Origin of the sequence: Sphaerisporangium sp. NPDC049003, assembly GCF_043197795.1 — a bacterium.
In the GTDB taxonomy this organism is placed as follows: Bacteria; Actinomycetota; Actinomycetes; order Streptosporangiales; family Streptosporangiaceae; genus Sphaerisporangium.
In genome coordinates this window covers 113,322-136,604 of sequence record NZ_JBICTU010000019.1, presented here as the reverse complement: position 1 = coordinate 136,604, position 23,283 = coordinate 113,322, and the positions used below count along the sequence as shown (strand labels likewise).

The 23,283-nt window shown below is 73.5% G+C and carries 7 protein-coding genes; all 7 read right to left on the bottom strand.

The window, feature by feature from the left end:
* Nucleotides 1–2: 2 nt before the first annotated feature.
* On the bottom strand, nucleotides 3–1,073 hold the full coding sequence (locus ACGFIV_RS21705) for an HAD-IIIC family phosphatase (protein WP_358558771.1): 1,071 nt from the start codon (nucleotides 1,071–1,073) through the stop codon (nucleotides 3–5).
* Nucleotides 1,073–2,233: an acyl-CoA dehydrogenase family protein gene (locus ACGFIV_RS21700; protein WP_358558769.1), complete on the bottom strand. Its 1,161-nt coding sequence runs from the start codon at nucleotides 2,231–2,233 to the stop codon at nucleotides 1,073–1,075. The genes ACGFIV_RS21705 and ACGFIV_RS21700 overlap by 1 nt, the downstream gene beginning before the upstream one ends.
* 2 nt (nucleotides 2,234–2,235) lie before the next feature.
* Nucleotides 2,236–2,493 (bottom strand): acyl carrier protein, encoded by a 258-nt coding sequence (locus tag ACGFIV_RS21695; protein WP_358558767.1) that lies wholly within the window; start codon nucleotides 2,491–2,493, stop codon nucleotides 2,236–2,238.
* A gap of 41 nt (nucleotides 2,494–2,534) precedes the next feature.
* Complete coding sequence (locus tag ACGFIV_RS21690) at nucleotides 2,535–3,407, bottom strand: 3-hydroxyacyl-CoA dehydrogenase NAD-binding domain-containing protein (protein ID WP_358558765.1); 873 nt, start codon at nucleotides 3,405–3,407, stop codon at nucleotides 2,535–2,537.
* A gap of 64 nt (nucleotides 3,408–3,471) precedes the next feature.
* Nucleotides 3,472–12,864 carry an SDR family NAD(P)-dependent oxidoreductase gene (locus ACGFIV_RS21685; RefSeq protein WP_392837213.1) on the bottom strand — a complete coding sequence of 3,131 codons (9,393 nt, stop codon included), beginning with the start codon at nucleotides 12,862–12,864 and terminating at the stop codon, nucleotides 3,472–3,474.
* Nucleotides 12,857–17,701, bottom strand: coding sequence for an SDR family NAD(P)-dependent oxidoreductase (locus tag ACGFIV_RS21680; protein ID WP_392837211.1), 4,845 nt, complete (start codon nucleotides 17,699–17,701; stop codon nucleotides 12,857–12,859). The genes ACGFIV_RS21685 and ACGFIV_RS21680 overlap by 8 nt, the downstream gene beginning before the upstream one ends.
* A 33-nt stretch (nucleotides 17,702–17,734) precedes the next feature.
* Nucleotides 17,735–23,257 carry an SDR family NAD(P)-dependent oxidoreductase gene (locus ACGFIV_RS21675; protein WP_392837208.1) on the bottom strand — a complete coding sequence of 1,841 codons (5,523 nt, stop codon included), beginning with the start codon at nucleotides 23,255–23,257 and terminating at the stop codon, nucleotides 17,735–17,737.
* Nucleotides 23,258–23,283 lie beyond the last annotated feature (26 nt).

Here is a 23,283-nt window from a genome sequence, read left to right as displayed (position 1 = left end):
CATCAAAGGATCTCAAGCTGGACGTAAGGCGGCGGGGGCTGCACGCCTGTGAGGTCGGCCTCCAGCACCACGTGGGCGCCGTCCCTGCTCGCCTCGCGGAACCCCGCGAAGGCGTAGGTGATCTGCATCATCCGGTTCCTGCCGGTCTCCACGAAGTCGGCCTGGAGGGCGACGCCCGCCTCGTCCGCGAGGCGCATGATGTGGTTGAGCATCACCATGCCGACCCCCCGGGACATCACGCGGCACGACATCAGCATCATGCACAGCCGCCAGACCTTCTCGTCCTTCTCCACCAGGGCGAGCCCGATCTTCCCGTAGCTCCCGAACCGGTCGGTGAGCGAGGCGACCAGGAGCAGGTGGTCCGGGGAGTCGCGCAGCTCGTCCAGTTCCTCATAGGAGTACGTACGCCCGGTCGAGTTGAGCTGGTTGGTCCGCACCGTCAGCTCCTCGGCCCGCTGAAGGTCCTCGCGGCGGGCCGGCGCGATGGTGAACGCCATCTGAAGGCCCGCGAGGAACTCCTCGTTGGTGCCGACGAACCCGTCCTCCAGCTCGTCCCTGGCGATCTGCCCCTGGTACATCACGCGGCGCTGCGCGGACTCGTCGGTGACGAAGCGGGGGATGAACAGCGGCTGGGCCAGCGCCTCGTCCAGGCCGGCGACGTCGACGCGGGTCACCTCCGGCACCTCGTGGGCGACCTCGGCGAGCTCGAACTCCTGGTCGTCGACGAACGCGAACGCGTCGAGCCCGAGGTTGAGCGCCTTGGCGATCCGGCGGATCGAGTCGGACTTGGCGTTCCAGTTGATCTGCGGGTAGAGGAACAGCTCCTCAAGCCCGAGCTCCCTCAGCTTCCCGACGGCCGCGTCGTGGTCGTTCTTGCTGGCGATGGAGTGCAGGACGCCCATGGCGTCCAGCCGCCGGATGTGGGCCACGACCGACGGCCGTACGGTGACGTCGCCGTCCTCCAGCAGCACCCCGTCCCACAGGGTGTTGTCGAGGTCCCACACGATGCACTTGACGCGTCCCTGCACCGGCTTCTCGGGGAGGACGACGACGCTCTCCTGGGCCACGCTCATCACATCAGCTCCCTGTCCACCTGCCCAGCGATGGTGATCCGCTGGATCTCGTTGCTGCCCTCGATGATCTCCATCACCTTCGCGTCCCTGTAGAAGCGCGCCACGGGATAGTCAGGACCGCATCCGTTGGCGCCGTGGATCTGGACCGCCTCCGAGGCGTGCCTGGCGGCGGCGGTGGACGCGAAGTACTTGGCCACCCAGGTGGCCATGAGCGTGGACGCCTCTCCGGCGTCCTTGAGCCGTCCGGCCTCGGCGCACAGCAGACGGGCCGCCCGCGCGTCGGTGATCATGTCGGACAGCTTCGCCTGGATGAGGGGCCGGTCGCGCAGGACCGACCCGCCGACCTCGCGGCGCGCGGTGTAGGTGGCGCACGCCTCCAGGCAGGCCTGGATGATGCCCACCGAACCCGCGGCCACGCTGTAGCGCCCGAGGTCGAGCGTGCCGGTCAGCACCATGCCCGCCGTGAACCCGCTGGGGCCGAGCAGCGCGTCCCCGTCGAGCCTGACGTCCTGGAACGACACCTCCGCGAGCATCGACGCGCGGGTTCCGAGCATGTCGTCGATCGGGCGGACCTGCACCCCCGGAGCGTCCCTCGGGACCAGGAAGGCCCCGATGCTGGACGCGGTCCTGGCGAACACCAGGTACACGTCCGCCCGCTGACCGCCGGTGATCCACTTCTTGACCCCGTTGAGCACCCAGCCGCCGCCGGACTCGGCGGCGGTGGAGGTGATCCCCGAGGCGTCGCTGCCCGCGCCGGGCTCCGACAGGCAGAACGCCCCGAGGACGTCCCCCCGGCACAGCGCCGGCGTCCACCGCTCGCGCTGGGCCGGAGTGCCCCACCGCTGCACGGCCCACGACACCATCGTGTGAACCGTGAGCAGGCTGCGCACCGACGAGCAGCCGCGTCCCACCTCCTCGTGGGCCTCTCCGAGGGTCACCATGTCCATCCCGGCTCCGCCCGCCTCGGGCGGCAGGAAGGGGGCCCACAGGCCCGCCTCCGCGATCCGGTCCAGCAGCTCCTCGGGTACGCGCCCCTTCTGGTCGTAGGCGTCGGCGTACGGAGCGATGTGGGTGTCGACGAACGCGCGTGCGGAACGCCGGTCCACGACCTGGACCGTGTCCGTCGCGGCGTCCGTCGCGATCTGTGCCGGGGTCGCCATCGTCACACCTGGACGGCGAGGTCCGACGACAGCCGGGCCACCAGGTCGGACATCGAGTCCGCGGTCCGGAAGTTGTCGATGCGGAGCTCCTCGTTCGGGATGGTGACGCCGAACGCCTTCTCGACGAACATCACCAGCTCCATGGCGAACAGCGAGTTGACGAACCCGAGCGCGAAGATGTCCTGGGACTCGGTGATCTCCGCCTGCGGGTAGCGGCTGCGGACGAAGTCGAGGATCTGGGCCTTGGCGATGTCTGACATCTGATGACTCCCTTGATTGTCTGTGCGAGAAGGACGAGCGGTCAGAGGGTCGAGCCGACGGGCCGGCTGGCGCCGTCGTAGGTGTAGAAGCCGCGGCCGGTCTTGCGGCCGTGCAGCCCGGCGTCGGTCATCTGCTTCAGCAGCGGGCACGGCCGGTACTTGCTGTCGGCGTAGTGCTCGTACAGCACCTCCACGCTGTAGAGGATCGTGTCGACGCCGATCAGGTCGGCGGTCTCCAGCGGGCCCATGGGGTGCCCGAAGCAGCTGCGGAACACCTCGTCCACCGACGCGGCGTCGGCCACGCCTTCGTGTACGAGGAAGGCCGCCTCGTTGACGGTGAGCATCAGCACCCGGTTGGAGACGAATCCGCACGAGTCCTTGACGTCGATGGCCTTCTTGCCCATCGCGGTCAGCAGGTCCCTGGTGCGCTGGATGGTGTCCTGCGAGGTGTGGAAGCCGGGGATCAGCTCGACCGCCGGCTTGGCGGGCACCGGGTTCATGAAGTGGACGCCGATGACCTTCTCCGGCCGCCCGGTGACGGCCCCGACCTTGGTGATCGGGATCGCGGAGGTGTTGACGACGAAGACGGTGTCCGGTCCGCAGACCGCGTCGAGCGTCTCGTAGACCTCCCGCTTGACGTCCCAGTTCTCCGTCACGTTCTCGATGACGACGTCGGCCTTGGCCGCCCCCTCGGCGCCGACGGCGGTGGTGATCCTCGACAGCACCTCGTCGGGGTCGAGGGCGGGGCCGCCCATCAGCCGGCTCATGCGGCTGTTGTGCCTGATGGTGGCCAGCGCCTCCTTGAGGATCGTCTCGTCCTTGTCGACCAGGATCACCTCGTGCCCGGTCTGCGCCAGGTTCTGGGCGACCCCGACGCCCATGACACCCGCGCCCACTACGCCGATAACCGTCATGACCACTCCGTTTCTCGTCGTTCACTGCCGTGCCGGCATGCCGGCGCCCTTGCTGGTGGTGGTGCTATCGGCCGCGCCTGCGGGCCGCCGAGGCTTCGAGGCCCGACCGGCGGAGCTGCGCGCGTACCTGGCTGCCGCCGTCTGCGTTCTCGAACGCCGGGGCCGCACCCGAGGTGAGGGCCTCGATGGTCGCGCCGAGCGCGGCCACGGTCGGCGCCTCGTAGAGGATGTGCGGCGGGAGCTCGTCCAGCTCGAATTCGCGGCGCAGGGCGGCCACGATCGAGACGCCGAGCAGCGAGTTCCCGCCGAGCTCGAAGAAGTTGTCCAGCACCCCGACCCGGTCGAGCCTGAGCGACTCGCACCAGATCGCCGTGATCGTCTCCTCCGTGGCGCCCGAGGGCTCCTGGTAGGAGGTGACCAGCTCGGGACGGGGGTGCCGCTCGCCGCCGCCGCTCATGGCGGGCGAGGTCACCGCCTCCAGGTTGAACCGCGAGCTGCCGAGGACGACCGTCGGGAAGTCCTGGGTGGACACCACCACCCTCGGCTCCCGCGAGGCCAGCGCCCGCAGCAGGGACCGCCAGCCGTCCTCGAACCCGATGCCGACGCGGGCCCGGTTCTCCCTGAAGAACTTCTGCAGTTCGTCGTCGTACCCGGCCAGGCCCGCCTCCCAGGCGTTCCAGGTCCACTCGCCCCAGTCGACCGAGATCACCCGGCGGCCGGAGTCCGCGAGCCGGTACGCCCAGCTGTCCAGGAAGGCGTTCGCGGCGCAGTAGTCCACCTGGCCGGGGCCGCCGCCGGTCGCCGAGGTGATCGAGGAGAACAGCACCAGGAAGTCCAGCTCGATCTCGTCCGGCTCGCCGATCCGCAGCGCCTCGGCGATGGCCAGCGTGCCGGCGATCTTCGGGGCCAGCACCGCGTCCAGCTCTTCGGGGCGCTTGAACTGCATCAGTCCCATGGCCGGGACTCCTGCGGCGTGGAGCACGCCGTGCAGCGCGCCGAAGCGCTCCCTTGCCACCTCGACCGCGCGCCGTACGTCCTGCGTGCTGCTCACGTCGCCGGTGACGATCTCGACCTCCGCGCCGAGCGCGACGATCTCGCCGACGCGGGCCACCCGCCGCCGGGTGTCCTCGTCGTACGCCTCCGCGCCGGGTCCTCCTGCGAGGATGCCGGCCCAGTCCTCGCGCGGCGGCAGCCCGCGACGGGCGAGCAGCACCAGCTTGGCCCGGCAGTCACGGGCGAGGTGCTCGGCCATGCCGAGCGCGATGCCGCCGAGCCCGCCGGTGACCAGGTAGACGCCGCCTTCCCGCAGCACGCCGGTGTCGGGTGCGGACGGCGCCATGGTCTCGTAGCCGGGCACCCAGCGGCGGCCGTGCCGCAGCGCGACCGTACGGTCGGTCATCGGCCGGCGCAGCTCGGCGACCAGGCCGGCGATCACGGGTCCGGCCGGGGCCGCCGCGACGTCGACGAGCCGGGTGGCCACCTTCGGATGTTCCAGGGGGATCACCAGGCACGGGCCCATCAGCGTCGCGCCATCCGGGTCGGACACGTCGTCGCGCAGCACCTGCTGGGTGCCGGAGACGGCGACGTCCAGCGACCAGTCGTCGGTCCCGGACTCGGCCGCCGCCCTGGCGAGGGCGACCAGGGTGTGCAGGCCGTACTGGACGGTGGAGTCGCCGGGTGCCGCGCCGAGCGTCCACAGGTGGACCACCCGCTCCAACGGCCTACCGGCGGCGCGCAGGTCGCGCAGCAACGCGAGCGTGTCCTTCACGCTCCCCGGCCTGAGCGTGTAGCCGTCGCCGGTCGCGGCGTACGCCAGGCCGGGCCGTACCAGGCTGATGGACGCCCCCGCGACCTCCCGCCGCAGCTCGGCGAGCACGTCGTCGGCCACCCCTTCGCGGGTGTAGACCAGCCACGAGGCGGGTTGCCGCTCACTCGGCGCGGGCGCCGAGGTCTGCCGCCACACCGGCAGGTACAGCCACTGCTCCTCGGGGAGCTTGGGCAGGCTGGTGATCGCCTCGAACAGGTCGGCGGGATCGGGGGCCTCCCCCGGCAGCGCGAGCGCGCCCGTACGGCTCCGGCGGCCGGTGCGGGCCGGGGGGTCGATCCAGTAGCGGTGCCGCTGGAACGGGTAGGTGGGAAGCGGGACCCGGCCCGGCAGCCCGGCGAGGTCGCCGGGTTCCGCATCGGTGTGGCGGCCGTGGTAGGCGGTCCAGTCGATCTCGGCGCCGACCAGCCACAGGCGGGCGAGGCAGCCGGCGAGCACGGCGTCGCCGGGGCGGCCGTCGCTCCCGCCGGGCAGCGCGTTGAGGATCAGCGGCCACCGCTGCGGCGGGCAGCCCGCGCCCCGCATCAGGGCGCCGAGCGACTGGCCGGGGCCGATCTCCACCACGGCCAGCTCGGGATCGGCGAGCAGGGTGTCGATCCCGGCCGCGAACCGGACCGTCCCGCACATGTGGCGGGCCCAGTACGCGGGGTCGCACACCAGGTCGGCGTGCGCGAGCTCACCGGTCAGGTTGGAGATGTACGGCAGCTCCGGAGGGTTGAGCCGCACGTTGGCCTTCACCCAGTCGGTGAGCTCGCTGCTCAGGTGCGTGAGCATCCTGGAGTGGAACGCGTGCGTGGTCTCCAGGGGCCGGCACGCGATCTCGGCGCGCCGCAGGTCGGCGACGAGCCGTTCCATCGGCTCCACGGGGCCGGCGACGACCGCGACCTGCGGGCCGTTGACGGCGGCGATGTCCAGGCCGCGCTCCTCCAGCCGGAACCGGCGGCGCAGCTCGCCCGCGGGCAGGGACACCGCGGCCATCGAGCCCGCCGGGACCTTCGAGATCAGCCTCGCCCTGTGCGCCACCAGCGCCAGGGCGTCCGGCAGCGACAGCACTCCGGCGAGGCAGGCCGCGACGTACTCCCCGAGGCTGTAGCCCAGCATGATCCTCGGGGTCACGCCCCAGGCCATCAGCGTGCGCGCCAGCGCGTACTCCAGGGCGAACAGCGCGGGCTGGACGACCTCGGTGCGCTCCAGGGCGGAGACCCGCCCGTCGGCGCCGCCGGAGCCCCCACGCCCCAGCAGGGCGGCGAGGCCGAGGCCCCCGCCGCGCTCGCCGGCGAGCAGGTCGGTCAGGTCCACGTCCGGCAACGCCTCGCGGAGCGGCTCAAGGCACTCGTCGAGGGCGGCTCGGAACACCGGCTCGCGCCGGTAGAGCTCACCCGCCATCCCGGGATACTGCTCGCCGACCCCGGCGAGCAGGAACGCCACCGGGCGTCCCTGGACGGTGTCGACGCGGCTCAGCACGCCCTCCGCCGACTCCCCGCTCAGCGCGGCCACGGCCTCCTCGACGGAGGCGGCGACCGCGGCCCGGCGGTGCTCGAACGTCTTGCGCCCGACCTGCAGGGTGTACGCCACGTCGGCCAGCCGCGTGCCGGGCTCGGCGCGCAGGTGCTCCCCGAGGCGCTCGCACGCCTGGCCGGCGGCGGTGGCGTTCCGCGCCGAGATCGGCAGCACCTGGTACCGGCGGGAGGACGCGGAGTCCCCCCGCGCGGCGGCGGGCCGGGCGGGCGCCTCCTCGACCACCATGTGGACGTTGGTGCCGCCCATGCCGAGCGAGTTGATCCCCGCGATCCTCGGACGCCCCTCTCGGGTGCGCCAGGGGGACAGCTCGGCGTTGACGTAGAACGGGCTGTCCTCGAAGTCGATCTCGGGGTTGGGGCTGGTGTAGTGCAGGCTGGGCGGGATCACCTTGTCGCTCAGCGCGAACGAGGTCTTGATGAGCCCGCTCGCCCCCGCCGCGCGGTCCAGGTGCCCGACGTTGGTCTTCACCGACCCGATCGGGCAGTACTGCTTGTCCCTGGTCGGGCCGAACGCGCGGGTCAGCGCCGCGACCTCGATCGGGTCGCCCAGCTCGGTCGCGGTACCGTGCGCCTCGATGTAGCTGATGTCCTCGGCGGTGACCCCGGCGTCCGCCATGGCGTCGGCGATCACCCGGGCCTGGCCGACGACGCTGGGCGCGGTGTAGCCGACCTTGAGCGCGCCGTCGTTGTTCATCGCCGAGCCGCGGATCACGGCCCAGACGTGGTCGCCGTCGCGCAGCGCGTCGGAGAGCCGCTTGAGCACGACCACGGCGGCTCCGTCGCCGAACATGCTGCCGCGCGCCTGCGCGTCGAAGGTGCGCACGTGGCCGTCGGGCGACTCCATGCCGCCCGGCCCGAACCGGTGCCCCACCCGGTCGGGGACCCGAATCGACACCCCGCCGGCCAGCGCCAGCTCGCACTCGCCGTTGCGCAGGCTCTGCACCGCGAGGTGCGCCGCCACCAGGGAGGTCGAGCAGAACGTCTGCACCGCCACGCTCGGCCCGTACAGGTCGAACAGGTAGGAGACCTGCGTGGTGAGGGCGTCCTTGTCGTTGCCCATGATGATCTCGTAGTGGCTGACGCCCTCGTCCTCGGAAAGGAGGCGCTCGCCCATCTGCAGCAGGTAGGTGCTGATGTTGGTGCCGCCGAACACGCCGACCCTGCCCCGGTGCTCCGGCGCCGCGTAGCCGGCCTGCTCAAGCCCCTGCCAGCACACCTCGAGGAACGCCCGCTGCTGGGGGTCGGTGAGCGCGGCCGTGCGGGGGCTCATGCCGAAGAACGCCGCGTCGAAGCCGCTAATGTCGTCGAGCACCGGCCGGGCAGGGACGTACGACGGGTCCTTGATCAGGTCCGGCTCGACCCCGGAGGCCAGCAGCTCCTCCTCGGAGAAGAAGCTGATCGACTCGACGCCCTCCCGCAGGTTGCGCCAGAACGCGCCGACGTCGTCCGCGCCGGGGAAGCGCCCGGCCATGCCGACGATCGCGATGCGCCGGTCGTCCGCCCGCGCCGCTGCGGGGTTCTGCGGCCGTACGGTCGCGGTGGCGCGCGCCACCGCCGTCGCCGTGGCGCGGGCCGGGGCGGGCCGGGGGGCGGCGGCGCCCTTCTCGTCGAGGATGCCCGCGAGCGTGTACACCGTCGGCGCCTCGAAGAGCATGACCGTCGGGACCGCGATGCCGAAGCGCTTCTTCACCAGGGCGAGCATCTGCAGGGCGACCAGGGAGTTGCCGCCGAGGTCGAAGAAGTTGTCCCTGGTGCCGACCGGCTCGATGCCGAGGACGTCCGCCCACAGCTCGGCGAGGGCCCGTTCGGTCGCGCTCAGCGGCGGGCTGTACGGCTGGGGAAGCTCGGGGCGCGGGAACCGGGTGCCGTCGCCGGGCGCGGACTCGGGCGCGGCCGTCGCGCGGGGCAGCCGGTCGTCCAGGCCGCCCGCCGCCACCACCAGGCTCGGCCCGTGCCCGGCCAGGACCTGGTCCAGGGCGGCCAGGCCCTCCTCGGTGCTCATGGAGTGGGCGGCCATCGCGGCGCCGATCCCGCCCTCGATGCGCTCCAGGGTGCAGGACCAGGTGTCCCAGCTCACGGTCACCCACCGGGTGGGCGACCGGCCGTCCTGGTACTTGAGGTGGCGGCGGTAGCCGATGGCGGTCAGCGCGGCGTTGGCCGCCGCGTAGCTGCCGAAGGTGATGCCGCCCAGCAACGACGACGTCGAGGAGAACAGCACGCAGAAGTCGGGCACCCGCTCCAGCCCGAGCTCGTGGACCACCTCGTCCAGCACCAGGGCCCCGCCCACCTTGGCGCCGAAGTGCCGCCGGACGGCGCCCGCGTCGAGCTCGTGCAGGGAGCGGAAGGTGTCGCGCCCCGTCTCGGCGGCGGCGTGGACGACGCCGTCGAGCCGGACGCCGCCGGGCAGCGTCTCGGCGAGCATCGCGCGCATCGCGTCCGCGTCGGTGACGTCGACCTTCGGGGTCAGCACCTCGGCGCCGAGCGCGCGCAGCCGGCGCACGCCCTCGTACCGGGGGTCGCCCTCGGTGTCGGGCACGCCGCCGCGGCTGGTGAGGATGACCCGGGACGCGCCCGACCGCACCAGGTGCCCGGCCACGAGCAGTCCGACGTCGCCGAGCCCGCCGGTCACCAGGTAGGTCCCGCCTGACCTGATCCCCGGCCCCTCTGGCCCGTTCTCCGGCTTCGGTTCGGCCGGGACGTATCCGCGTACGTGGCGGCGGCCGTCCCGGTAGGCCACCAGCACGTCGGCGGCGGGCCTGCGGAGCTCGGCGGCCAGCGCCTCGGCGGCCCCGGCGGCGTCCACCTGGGTGTCGAGGTCGACGGCGTGGCAGTCGAGGTTGAGGTACTCCTGGTTGGCGACCAGCGGCAGCGTGGCGGCGGCGGCGTGGCCTGGCGAGGGGCTCTCGCCGTCGGCCACCGCCTGCCCGCCCTGGGTGACCAGGATGATCCTGGCGCTGCCCGCCCCGTCGCTGCCCCACGCGTCCAGCATCCGGGCGAACGGGAGCACGGCGTCGGCGGGGTCGCGGCGGGTGCCGCCGCCGTCCAGCATGCGCAGGTCCACGATGGTAACCGGCCCGCCGGCGGCGAGCCGGCTCACCAGTGCGGTGTGGTCGTCCGGGGAACCGAAGTCGAGGACGTAGCCTCCGGCCACCTCGGCGAAGGCGTCGCCCGCCCGCACGGTCACCACCTCGGTGCCCGCGGAGCTCAGCGACCGCGCCAGCGCGTCGGCGACTCCCGTGCCGTCGGCCAGCAGGACGCACCGGGTGAGGTCCTGCGCCTCGACGGGCAGCGCGGCCTCGGCCCAGCGCGGGACCATCACCCGCACGTGGGCGGCGGCCCGCTCGGGCACGGCCGCGCCGGCCGGATCGGCGGCGGGACCGGCCGCCGTCGCCGCGTGCCCGGCGGGCGGGTCGATCCAGTAGCGCTCCCGCTGGAACGGGTAGGCCGGCAGCCCGACCTTGGCGACGGGGCGGTCCTTCTGGAATCCCGCCCAGTCGACCGGGACGCCGGCCAGCCACAGCCGTCCGACCGCCTCGGCCAGCGCGCCCGCCGCCGGACGGGGGTCGGCCGCGGCGGGCAGCGCGGGGACCACGAGGGGCCAGCGGTCGCGCGGGCAGTCGCGGTGGCCGCGCACCATCGCGCCGAGCGACTGGCCGGGGCCGATCTCCAGCAGCGCGAGCTCTCCCTGCTCCAGCAGCGTGCTCAGCACCGCGTCGAACCGCACGGGGGCGCACATGTGCCCCGCCCAGTACCCGGGGTCGGTCACCTGCCCGGCCGTGGCCAGGGCACCGGTCACGTTGGAGATGTAGGGGATGCGCGGCGCTTCGAGCGTGATGTTGGCGGCGATCCAGTCGGTCAGCTCGTCCCGGAGCGGCTCCATCATGCGCGAGTGGAACGCGTGGCCCGTGGCCAGCGGCCGGCACGGCACGCCCTCGGTCGCGAGGAACGCCCTGGCCGCCTCCATGGCCTTCGGCTCCCCGGCGATCACGGTGAGCTCGGGGCCGTTCAGGGCGGCCACGTCCAGCCCGGCGACGCCCGCGCGTTCGAGGCGGCCGCGCAGGTCGTCCGCGCCCAGCGGCACGGCGCTCATCGCGCCCTCGGGCAGCGCGCCGATCAGCTTCGCGCGGTGGGCGACCAGCGCGAGCGCCGACTCCGGCGACAGCACCCCGGCCAGGCACGCCGCCACGTACTCCCCGAGGCTGTACCCGGCCACCACCGACGGCTCGACGCCCCACGACCGTACGAGCCGCGCCAGCGCGTACTCGACGGCGAACAGGGCCGGGTGGAGCAGTTCGGTGGGCATCGTGTCGTGGGCCGGTGCGGCCTCGCGGCCGAGCAGCCGTCCGAGCCCGCCGTCTCCCGCGGCCCGCCTCGGCCGCAGCATCTCGGCGAGCGGGTCCACCCCGCCCATCCGCCGGCGCAGCACCGCGCGGCACTCGTCCAGCACCGCCCGGAACACCGGCTCGGTGCCGTACAGGTCGGCGGCCATGCCCGGGTACTGCTCGCCGGTGCCCGCGATCAGGAATCCGACCTGGCGGTCCGTGCGGCTCTCCGCTCGCGACAGCACCCCGGCGTCCCGCATCCCGGCCGCGGCCTCACCCGCGGTGGAGGCCACCAGCATCCGGCGGTGCCCGAAGAGCCGCCGCCCGGTCTGCAGGGTGTACGCCACGTCGGACAGGCGGTTCGGGCTGGACTCGTCCGCGAGGTGGGCGGCGAGCCGTCCGGTCATGGCGTCCGCGGCGGCGGCGGTCCTCGCCGACCACACCAGCAGCTCGGGACGCGGCGTCGCCTCCGGCCGGGGGACGATCGGCGCCTCTTCCAGCACCACGTGGGCGTTGGTGCCGCCGATGCCGAACGCGCTGACCCCGGCCCTGCGGGTCCGTCCGGGCTCCCGTGGCCAGGTGCGGAGCCCGGTGACCACCTCCAGGCGGGCCTCCCCCGCGTGCAACTGGGGGTTCGGCTCGGCGAGGTTGCGGGTGGGCGGGATCTCGTCGTGGCGCAGGGCGAGCGCCGCCTTGATGAGGCTGGTGACCCCCGCCGCCCGGTCGAGGTGGCCGACGTTGGTCTTGACGGAACCGATCAGGCACGACTCGTCGCGGAACACCTGCTGGAGTGCGGCCAGCTCGGCGGCGTCGCCGAGCGCGGTGCCGGTGCCGTGCGCCTCGACGTAGTCGATGTCGGCGGGCGTGAGGTCCGCGCTCGCGAGCGCCTCGGCCATGACGGCGGCCTGGCCCTGGACGCCGGGCGCGGTGAAGCCGACCTTCTTCCCCGCGTCGTTGTTCACCGCCCAGCCGCGGATGACGGCGTAGATCTGGTCCCCGTCGGCGAGCGCGTCCTCCAGCCGGCGCAGGGCCACGACGCCGACGCCGCTGCCGAGCGGGCTGCCGAGGCCGCCCGCGTCGAACGCCCGGCACTCGCCGTCCGGCGGCGCGATCCCGCCCTGCTGGTACAGGTAGCCGACCCTCTGCGGCACGCCGACCGCCACGCCGCCGGCCAGCGCGAGGTCGCACTCGAACCCGGCCAGGCTGGTGGCGGCGGCGCACACCGCGACGAGCGACGTCGAGCAGTAGCTCTGCACCCCGTAGCTGGGGCCGGACAGGCCGAGGGTGTGCGCGACCCGGGTGGTGAGCGAGTCCTTGTCGTTGGCCAGCCCGACGGCCAGCTCTCCCATGACGGCGCTGATGCCGCTCGGCACCAGGTTGTTCTGCAGGTAGGAGCTCCACGCGCCGCCGCCGAAGACGCCGATGGCGCCGTCGAATCGCGTGGGGTCGCAGCCGGCGTCCTCCAGCGCCTCGTAGCTGTGCTCAAGGAAGAGCCGCTGCTGCGGGTCGAGGATCTGGGCCTCCTTGGGGCTGAACCCGAAGAAGCCCGCGTCGAAGAGGTCGACGCCGTCGATGACCGCGCCGGCCTTCACGTAGGCCGGGTCCTGGAGCAGTTCCTCGGGAACCCCGGCGGCCCGCAGTTCCTCGTCGGTGAACCGGGTGATCCCCGACAGCCCGGCCCTGATGTTGGCCCACAGCTCGCCGACGCCGGATGCTCCGGGGAACCTCCCCGACATCCCGACGATCGCGATGTCGGTGCCGGAGGTCTCTCCGGCGATATCGTCAGTCACGTCTACCGTCCTCATTCCGCGTGCCGGAACGGGCACGGCGCCGCCGCTGCCCCCGAGCCGAACTGGTGGTGAGCGCTTGCCGCGCGGCGGCGTCGTCGCCCTCGGCACCCTCCAGGGCCGCGGCGAACTCCGCGACGGTCGGGTGTTCGAAGAGCACGGCCGGCGCGATCGGCACGCCGAGCTCCTTCTCGATGGCGAGCACCATGGCCATGCCGACCAGGGAGTTGCCCCCGAGGTCGAAGAACGGGTCGTGGATGCCTACCTGGTCGATCCCCAGGTAGGCCCCCCACACTTCGGCGATCTTGGTCTCCGGCTCGGTGCGCGGGGCCGCGTAGTCCGTGCGCAGTTGCGGCCGGGGGAACCGCTCGCCCCTGGGCACGGCCGAGGCCGCGCCGAGCAGCGCGTCGATGTCGACCATGGCGGACCAGTCGCGCAGCACCTCGCGCAACGGCTGGCGCACGGCGAGGACGCTGCCGTGCCCGCCGGCCACGACGCGGTCGAGGAAGACGCAGCCCGCGTCGTCGGCGAAGCCGTACTTCTCGCGGTAGGCCCGCACCCGTTCGGCGAGGCCGCCGGCTCCCTTGAGCGACTCGGCCTGCCAGTCGTCGTGCCGCCAGGGGCCCCAGGCGATCGACACGACCCGGGTCGAGGGGGCCGCAGCCGACAGCGCGTCGCCGTACGCGTCGAGCACGGTGTTGGCCGCGCAGTAGTCGGCCTCGCCGATGCCGCCGAAGGCCGTCACCGCGGAGGAGTACAGGACCAGCACCTCGGGCCGCTGATCGGCGGGCGTCCGTGGGCCTACCAGCTCGGCCAGCGGTCCCATCGCCAGCACCTTCGGGGCGAGCACCGCGCCGGCCTCGGCCGGGGTCCTGCGCTGCGCCATCCCCCCGGCGGGCACCCCTGCCGCGTGGATCACGCCGTGCAGCGCGCCGAAGTGGTCCCGGCAGCGGCGCAGCGCGTCCCTCAGCTGGTCAGGCACGCCGGCGTCGGCGGTGAGCAGGAGCACCTCGGCGCCCGCCGCCTCCAGCTCGGCGACGTCGCGCAGGCTGCTCTCCGCGCGGCTGCCGGGCTCGGGCCGCGCGTCGCGCGGCAGCGGGGTACGGCCGACGAGGGCGAACCGCCGCACTCCCTCGCGGAGCAGGTGCTTGGCCAGGGCCATGCCGAGCCCCCGGGCGCCGCCGGTGATCAGGTAGACGCCGTCGGCACGCCAGGGGATCGCGGCCTGCCCTGCGGCTTCGGGGACCTCCGTCCAGCTCCGCTGCCAGCGACGGCCACGACGCCAGCCCACCAGCGTGTCGTGGGTGGCGAGCGCCTCGCCCGGCTCCGGCTCGCGGAGCAGCTCGAAAGCGATCTGGCCGGCCGCCCGCTCTTTCAGCCCGTCGCCGGGCTCCTCCGGGTCGAGGTCGACGCCGTTCCAGGTCAGGCCGGTGTACTCGTGGCGCACCGCCCGGCCGAACCCGTGGGCGACCGCCTGGTAGGGGGCGACGGCGTCGCCGCCGAGGATCTCCGAGGCGCCCTGGCTCACCGTCAGCAGCCGGACGCCCTGCCGCGCGGGCAGCTCGTCGAACGCCTGCACCGCGAGCAGCAGGCTGTCGAAGCCGTGCCGGACCGCGTCACGCAGTTCCTCGTCGTCCGCGTACCCCGGCGTACTAGCGGTGGTGAGCCGGCTCCACAGGTGTACGACGTGTACGGGCCCGCCCGCCTGCGCGACCGTGCCGAAGACCTCGCCGTAGTGCCCGGGCACCGCGGGGTCGATGACGACGCGCCGGCCCTCGCGTCGCAGCCCGGTGCCGGCGACCACCTCCACCACCTGCGTGCCTGCGGCTTCGGCCAGGTCGGCCAGCGTCTCGCCGACGCCGCCGGGGTCGGTGAACACGACCAGGGGACCGGGGAGCCTCAGGGGGGTGCCGACGGGAGGCACGCCGCGCGCGGCGTCCTGCTGCCAGGCCGGGGCGAAGCAGAAGTCGGCGGGCCGCCGCGACCCCTTCGGCGAGGTCGCGACCTGGCCCGCGTCCAGCGGCTCCGGCCAGAACCGCGTCCGCTGGAAGGGGTAGGCCGGGAGGCTGACGATCCGGGCTCCGCCGGAGCGGGTGAGCTCCCAGTTCACCCCGACGCCGAGCTCCCACAGCCGCGCGCACGTCTCCAGCAGCTCGGTGCGCGCGTCCCTGTGCTCACCCGTCGTCCAGCGCGGGGGCAGGGTGCCGAGCACCGCCGCGCCGGGACCGCTCGTCATGTTCTGCCGCACGAGGCCGCCGAGCGTCTGCCCGGCGCCCAGCTCGACGAACACGTCCACTTCGCCGGCCACGCAGTGCCGCACGCTGTCGGCGAAGCGCACCGGGCTGACAAGCTGGTCCGCCCAGTACGAGACGCTCGTCGCCTGCCCGGGGGTCAGCGGCGCGCCGGTGAGGTTCGACACGATCGTGGTCTTCGGGGCGTGCCGCGGCACCGATTCGAGCAACGCGGCCAGCTTCTCGCGCGCCGGCCGGAGCAGGGACGAGTGGAAGGCGTGCGCGGAGCGCAGGGGGCGGCAGGCGACGCCGTCGCCGGTCAGCAGGGCGGTCACCTCGTCGATCTCCGAGGGGACGCCGCTGAGCACCGTCATCGACGGGCCGTTGAGCGCCGCGATGTCGACCTCGGTGCCGCCGCGCGCGAGCACGGCGCGGACCTGGTCCTCACCGGCGGCGACCGCGACCATCTTGCCCGCGGGGGCGGCGCTGATCAGGTGGGCCCGCTCCACCACCACGTTCAGCGCGTCCTCAAGGGAGAAGACCCCGGCCAGGCAGGCGGCGACGTACTCGCCCAGGCTGTAACCGACCAGCATGTCCGGCGCGACGCCCCAGTGCCCCAGGAGCTTCGCCAGGGCGTACTCCACCGTGAACATGAGCGGGTGCGCGATCACGGCGTGACTCAGGGGGTCGTCTGCCTGGTCCTGGCCCGCGCCGTCGCGGCCCAGCAGCGCCGCGAGATCGCCGGGCGCGGGGCGCTGTGCCGGGACGTCCAGGCCGGGGAAGAACACCGGCCGCAGGTCCACGCCGGCCCGCTCCCCGGCCAGCTCGATGCACCGGTCGACCGCCCCGGCGTAGACCGGCTCGGTGTCGTACAGCTCCCTGCCGAGTCCGAGGTACTGGTCGCCGACGCCGGGAAGCAGGAACGCGACGCGGGGGTGCCCTTTCATCCGGTACACGCCCCCGTCCTGCGCCGTACGCCTGAGCAGCCGGACGGCGTCCGCGAGGTCCGCGCAGACCAGGGCGCGCCGGTGGTCGTGCTCGGCGCGACCGGCCCGCAGCGTGTGGGCGACGTCGGCCAGGGCCGGCTCGGGCCGCTCGGTGAGCCGGGCCGCGAGGCGCTCCGCGTGCTCGCGCAGCGCGGAGCCGCTCGACGCGGACACCGTCAGCACCCGCGCCGAGGAGAGGCCCGGCCCGCCGGGAGCGGCGGCCGGCTCCTCGGGAGAGGGCGCGGACTCCAGCACGAGGTGCGCGTTCGTCCCCGACCAGCCGAACGAGCTGACGCCCGCCAGGCGGGGCGCGCCGTCTCCAGGGAGCCGCGTCATGCTGGTGACCGGCTGGACGCTTCCGTCCTCCGGTATCGCCGCCGCCGGCTCCGACAGGTGCAGGTTCGGCGGGATCAGCTTGTTCTCCAGGATCAGGACCGTCTTGATCAGTCCGGCGACCCCCGCCGCCGCCTGGGTGTGACCGATGTTGGTCTTGACGGCGCCGACCCGCAGCGGGCGCTCGGGCGGACGTCCGCCGAAGACGTCGTGCAGCGCGGACAGCTCGATCGCGTCGCCCAGGTGGGTGCCGGAGCCGTGGGCCTCCACATAGTCGATGTCGTCGGCGGTCACCCGGGCGGCGGCGAGCGCCCTGCTGATCACGTCGACCTGCGCGCCGCGGTTCGGCGCGGTGAGCCCGTTGCTGCGGCCGTCCTGGTTGACCGCCGAGCCGCGCAGCACCGCCCGGATCCTGCGGCCGTTCCTGATCGCCTTGGACAGCGGCTCCAGCACCACGACGCCGCCGCCCTCGCCGAGGACGTAGCCGTCGGCGCTCGCGTCGAAGGTCTTGCACTTCCCGTCCGCGCACAGCATCGACCCGGCGCACGCCTGGATGAAGCTGGTCGGGTGGAGCGTCAGGGACGCGCCCGCCGCGATCGCGAGGTCGCATTCGCCGCGCCGCAGGGCCTCGGCCGCCAGGTGGACCGCGATCAGCGAGGAGGAGCACGCGGTGTCGACCGTGAGCGTCGGGCCGCACAGGTTGAGCTGGTAGGCGATGCGCCCGGCCGCGACGCTGTACGCCGACCCCTGGCCGAGGTACGGGTCGGCGAGCGCGTCCCCGCCCTGGCGTTCTAGCTGGAGTCGGCCGTACTGGAGGCTGTCCATGAAGCCGACCATCACGCCCGTACGGCTTCCGGCCAGCCGCGACGGCGAGGTGCCGGCGTTCTCCAGCCCCTCCCAGGCCAGCTCCATCAGCAGGCGCTGCTGCGGGTCCATCCGCAGGGCCTCCCTCGGCGAGATGCCGAAGAACTCCGCGTCCCAGCCGGTGACGTCGGGCAGGAAGGTGCCGTACCGGGTGTACACACCGCCGGGGGAGCGCGGGTCGGGGTCGTAGTAGTCGTCGATGTTCCACCGTGACGACGGCACCTCGCTGACCGCGTTCCTGCCCTCGCGCAGCAGGTCCCAGAAGCCTTCCACGGTGTCGCCGCCGCCCGGGTAGCGGCAGGCCATGCCGATGATGGCGATGGGCTCGTGGCCTCGGTCCTCCGCCTCTGCGAGGCGGCGGCGCGTCTGGGTCAGTTCGACGGTCACGCGCTTGAGGTAGTCGCGGAGTTTGTCCTCGGTCCCCATCGGTCGAGCCTTTCCAGTAACGAGAGTCATAGGTCAGAGTTCGTTGTCGATGAGCGCGAAGATCTCCTCATCGGAAGCGGAATCGATCTTCCCCACCACGCCTTCGGCGCCGTTGGGACCGGTTGGACCGGCACCGAATCTGGTCAGGCCGCTCTGCAGGATGGCGACGAGCTTGCCCCGGACGGCCTCCCCCTCGCCGTTGAGGGCGGTCAGCATGCACTCGACCCGTTCCAGGGCGGTGCGCAGCGTCTCCTCCGGGGACGGCGCGGCCGGGGCGAGCGTCTTGAACAGATAGTCGGTCAGGGCCGTGACCGTCGGATGGTCGAACACCAGCGTCGCCGGCAACCGCAGCCCGGTCTCACCGTTCAGCCGGTTACGCAGCTCCACGGCGGTCAGCGAGTCGAAGCCCAGCTCGTTGAAGGCCCGGTCCATGCCGATGTTCTTGGCGTTGCCGTGCGCCAGGACGGCGGCCACGTGCGACCGCACCAGTTCGGCCAGGTGCCCTCGCGCCTCCGCCTCGGCCATCGCGCCCAGGCGCTCCGCCAGCCCGGACGAGCCCGCGGTGCGGCCCCCCGCGCTGGTGGCGGCCCGGCGCGGCGTACGGACCAGGCCGCGGAGCACGGAGGGCAGCCCGCCCGCCTCGGCGCGGGCGCGCAGCCCGGTGGCGTCCCAGCCGCTGGCGACGACCAGCGGTTCCGGGCTGGTCATGGCCGCGTCGAACAGGTCGAGGCCCTGCTCGGCGGTCAGCGGCGCGACCCCCGCGCGGGCGAGGCGTGCCGTGTCCGCCGAGGTCAGGGTGCCGGTCATGTCGGAGTCTGTGTCCCATAGCCCCCAGGCCACCGACACCCCGGGGAGACCCAGGGCCCGCCGGTGCGCCGCGAGGACGTCCAGGAACACGTTAGCCGAGGCGTAGTTGGCCTGCCCCGGGTTGCCCAGCACCCCCGCCAGCGAGGAGAACACCACGAACGCCGCCAGCGGGGCATCTCGCGTCAGCTCGTGCAGGTGCCAGGCGGCGTCCGCCTTGGGCGCGAACACCGTGTCCAGCCGCTCCGCCGACAGCCCCTCCACGGTCGCGTCGTCCAGCACCCCGGCCGTGTGGACCACCCCGGTCACGCGCGGGAGAACCGGGCCCAGCACCCCCGCCAGCGCGTCACGGTCGGACACGTCGCAGGCCGCCACCGTGACCCGCGCGCCGAGGCCCTCCAGCCCCGCGACCAGCTCAGCGGCACCCGGCGCGTCCGGCCCCCGGCGGGAGACCAGCAGCAGGTCCCGCACGCCGTGCCGTTCCACCAGCCGCCGCGCGACCAGGCTGCCCAGCCCGCCCGTGCCCCCGGTGACCAGCACCGTCCCCGAAGCCGGTTCACCGGGTACGGTCGCGGCGACCTCCCGTCGCGCCAGGCGGGGCACCGACACTCCTCCGTCCCGCGCGACCAGCTGTGACTCGCCCGAAGCGACGGCCGCCGCGACCAGCCCCCACCCGGAGAAGCCCTCGTCGGCGTCCAGCAGCACGAACGACCCCGGATGCTCCGCCTGCGCTGAACGCACGAGCCCCCACACCGACCCGGCGACGACCCCGGCGACCTCGGTGCCCGCATCCGGACCCGCCGCACCACGCGTGACCAGCACCAGACGGGAACCCGCGAAACGCTCATCGGCCACCCACCCCCGCACCAGACCCAGCACCCGGCCCGACGACTCCCGCACCGACCCCGGCACATCCACAGAACCAGCCGCACACGAGACCACCACGAAATCGGGCACCGGCTCCCCCGCCGCCACCGCCACCCCCAACGCGTCCACATCCGCGAACCCGGAGAGCCCCGCCACCGGCTCACCCAGGAAGACCCACCGCGGACCGGCGACGGGCGTGACGGCGAGGTCCACCCAGTCGACGCCATGGAGCACCGGTCCGGCCGCGCTCGCGGAGGCCGGCGCCTGGGCCGTGACGGCCCGCGCCCGCAGGGAGTCCATCGAGAAGACCGGCCGGCCGGAGTCATCGGCGGCCTCGACGGCCCACCCGCCGCCCTCGATCCCGGTCAGGCGGACCCGCAGCACCCTGGCGCCCGCCGCCGGCAACCGCACGCCGCGGAACTCGAACGGCAACCGCAACCCGTCGGCCCCGCCTGCGATCAACAAGGGGTGGAACATCGCGTCCAGCAGCGCCGGATGCAGCCCGAACCCCGCCACCTCCACCTCGTCGTCCACCGAGACCTCGGCGAACAGCTCCCCGCCCCGGCGCCACACCCCACGCACACCCTGGAACACCGGACCGTACTCATAACCAAGATCAGCCAGCCGCTCGTACCCGCCGTCGAGCGCCACCACCGACGCCCCCGCAGGCGGCCACACCCCCGCCCAGTCACACGCGCCGGCCACACCGACCGCGTCCACGGCCACCACGGCCGACGCGTGGCGGACCCAGGCGCCATCGGCGTCACCGGATCGTGAGAACACGGCCAGATCGCGGCGCTCCCCGCCGTCCGGCCGGCTGATGGTGATCTGGATGCTCACGGCGCCGGTCTTCGGGAGGAAGAGCGGGGCTTCGAGGACCAGCTCTTCAAGGTACTCGCAGCCCGCGATGGCCCCGCCCTCCAGGGCCAGCTCGGCGAGGGCCGCGCCGGGAAGCAGGACGGCGCCGCTGACGGAGTGGTCGGCGAGCCAGGGCGCGTCCGCCAGGGACAGCCGCCCGGTGAGCAGGAAGCCGTCGTCGGCCACCGGCACGACGGCGGTGAGCAGCGGGTGCCCCGAGCCACCGATCCCGGCCCCGGTCACCCGGCCGTCGCGATCGACGGAGTCGAGCCAGTACCTGTGCCGCTCGAAGGCGTAGGTGGGCAGGTCCACGTGCCGGTACGGGGCGGGCGCGAGCGCGGCCGTCCAGTCGACCTCGGCCCCGAGGACGTACGCCCGTGCCAGGGCGGCGAGGAAGCGGCCCCAGTCACCGGAACCACGGCGGAGCGACCCGCAGACACCGGCGGCGATCCCCGCGGCCTCGCAGATGTCCTCGACGTCGGATCCCAGCACCGGATGCGGGCTCACCTCAACGAACAGCGGGCTGCCGTACGTCGCGAAGGCCCCGACGGCCTGCTCGAACCGCACCGGGTTGCGCAGGTTGTCGTACCAGTAGCCGGTGGTGAGTTCCTCGGGCTCGATGAACCCGCCGGCCAGTGAGGAGCAGAAGGCGACCTCGGTGGGCTTCGGGGTCACCCTGTCCAGCGTCGCCATCAGCTCCTCGCGGAGCGCCTCGATGTGCGGCGTGTGCGAGGCGTAGTCCACCGCGATCCGGCGGGTCCGCACGGTGTCGCCGCAGGCGGCGGCGAACTCCTCCAGCGCGTCGACGTCGCCGGCCACCACCGTGCTGGCAGGGCCGCTGTGGACCGCCACCCAGAGCCGGTCCGACCACGGCTCCAGCAGCTCCCACGCCCGTACGGCCGGCAGTGACACCGCCAGCATGCCGCCGGTCCCGCCGAGCTTCACCAGCGCCTGGCCGCGCAGGGCCACGACCATCGCGGCGTCCTCCAGGGTCAGCGCCCCCGCGACGCACGCGGCGGTGATCTCTCCCTGCGAGTGACCCACCACCGCCGCCGGGTTCACCCCGAGGGACTTCCACAGCTCCGCCAGCGACACCATGACCGCGAACAGCACCGGCTGGATGACGTCGGAGCCTTCCAGGCCCGGCGCGCCCTCCCGGCCGCGCAGCACTCCCTCGGCCGACCAGCCGGTGTAGCGCGCGAGGGCCTGATCGCACCGCCGCAAATGAGTACGGAAGACCTCGCTGTGGTCGAGCAGGTCGACGGCCATCCCGGCCCACTGCGAGCCCTGCCCGGGGAACACGAACACCGGCCGCGCGTCGGAGGCCGCCAGCCCGCTGACCGCCGCCGGGTGCGGCAGGCCGTCCGCCAGCGCCGCCAGGGCGGCGACCAGCTCCTCGCGGTCCTCGGCCACCACCACCGCGCGATGGGCGAACTCCGGCCGCCTCGCGAGCACCCGCCCGGCCGCCACCAGATCACCCGGCTCGGCGCCCTCCGCGTACGAACGCAACCGGCCCGCCTGAGCGCGCAACGACGCCTCGGACTTCGCCGACACCACCCACACGAGCCGGCCACCCGTGGCATCCGTCGCATCAGTCGCATCCGTCGCATCAGTCGCATCCGTCGCATCCGGCACGACGGGAGCCGGGACACCCTCCAAGATCACATGCGCGTTCGTCCCGCTGACCCCGAAGCCGGACACCGCCACCCGGAGCGGCCGGTCCCCCGGCAGCTCCACCGGCTCCGTGAGCAACCGGACCCCACCCGCCGACCAGTCGACGTGCGGCGTGGGCTCCTCGACGTGCAGGGTCGGCGGCAGCGTCCGGTGCTCCAGCGCCTTGACCATCTTGATCACGCCGGCGACGCCGGCGGCGGCCTGGGTGTGGCCGATGTTCGACTTCACCGAGCCGAGCCACAGGGGACGGCCGGCGGGCCGGTTGCGCCCGTACGTGGCGAGCAGGGCCTGGGCCTCGATGGGGTCGCCGAGCCGGGTGCCCGTGCCGTGCGCCTCCACGGCGTCCACGTCACCGGTGTCCAGGCGGGCGTCGGCCAGCGCCTGCGCCACCACGCGCTCCTGCGACGGGCCGTTCGGGGCGGTCAGCCCGTTGCTCGCGCCGTCCTGGTTGACGGCCGACCCGCGCACGACCGCCAGGATCCGGCGGCCGTTGCGCCGGGCGTCCGACAGCCGCTCCAGGGCCAGCACCCCCACGCCCTCGGCCCACGCCGCGCCGTCCGCCGTCGAGGAGAACGACTTGCACCGCCCGTCGGGGGCCAGCGCACGCTGCCGCGAGAACTCCACGAACGGCTCCGGGGCGGCCATGACCGTCACGCCGCCGGCCAGCGCCAGCGAGCACTCCCCGCGCCGCAGCGCCTGCACGCCCAGGTGGATGGCCACCAGGGAGGACGAGCACGCGGTGTCGACCGAGATCGACGGGCCTTCCAGCCCGAAGGTGTACGAAACCCGTCCCGACAGCACGCTCGACGCGCTCAACGTGAACAAGGAGCCTTGGACGGAATCCGGGGAGACGCCCAGGAACCTGCTGGCGTAGTGGTCGTACATGTTTCCCATGTAGACGCCGGTGCGGCTGCCGCGCAGGCTCGCCGGGTCGATGCCGGCCCGTTCGAACGCCTCCCAGGACGCCTCCAGCACCAGCCGGTGCTGCGGGTCGGTGGCCAGCGCGCCACGCGGGCTCATCCCGAAGAACCCCGCGTCGAAATCCCCCGCGTCATACAGAAACCCGCCATGCCGCGTGTACGACTTCCCCAACGCCTCAGGATCAGGGTCGTACAACCCCTCCACATCCCAGCCCCGATCGACCGGAAAATCCCCGATCGCATCCCCACCCGAGACCACCAGATCCCACAGATCCTCAGGACTGGCCACACCACCCGGATAACGACACGCCATCCCCACGATGGCGATCGGCTCATGCCGCCGATCCTCGACCTCGGCCAGCCGTTGGCGGGTCTCGGTGAGTTCGACGGTCGCACGCTTGAGGTAGTCGCGGAGTTTGTCCTCGGTCCCCATCGGTCGAGCCTTTCCAGTAACGAGAG

Bases quoted from the DNA above. Each gene is read 5' to 3' on its own strand.
- ACGFIV_RS21705 (WP_358558771.1), bottom strand. From the start codon at position 1,073: ATGAGCGTGGCCCAGGAGAGCGTCGTCGTCCTCCCCGAGAAGCCGGTG.
- ACGFIV_RS21675 (WP_392837208.1), bottom strand. From the start codon at position 23,257: ATGGGGACCGAGGACAAACTCCGCGACTACCTCAAGCGTGCGACCGTC.
- ACGFIV_RS21700 (WP_358558769.1), bottom strand. From the start codon at position 2,233: ATGGCGACCCCGGCACAGATCGCGACGGACGCCGCGACGGACACGGTC.
- ACGFIV_RS21690 (WP_358558765.1), bottom strand. From the start codon at position 3,407: ATGACGGTTATCGGCGTAGTGGGCGCGGGTGTCATGGGCGTCGGGGTC.
- ACGFIV_RS21695 (WP_358558767.1), bottom strand. From the start codon at position 2,493: ATGTCAGACATCGCCAAGGCCCAGATCCTCGACTTCGTCCGCAGCCGC.
- ACGFIV_RS21680 (WP_392837211.1), bottom strand. From the start codon at position 17,701: ATGGGGACCGAGGACAAACTCCGCGACTACCTCAAGCGCGTGACCGTC.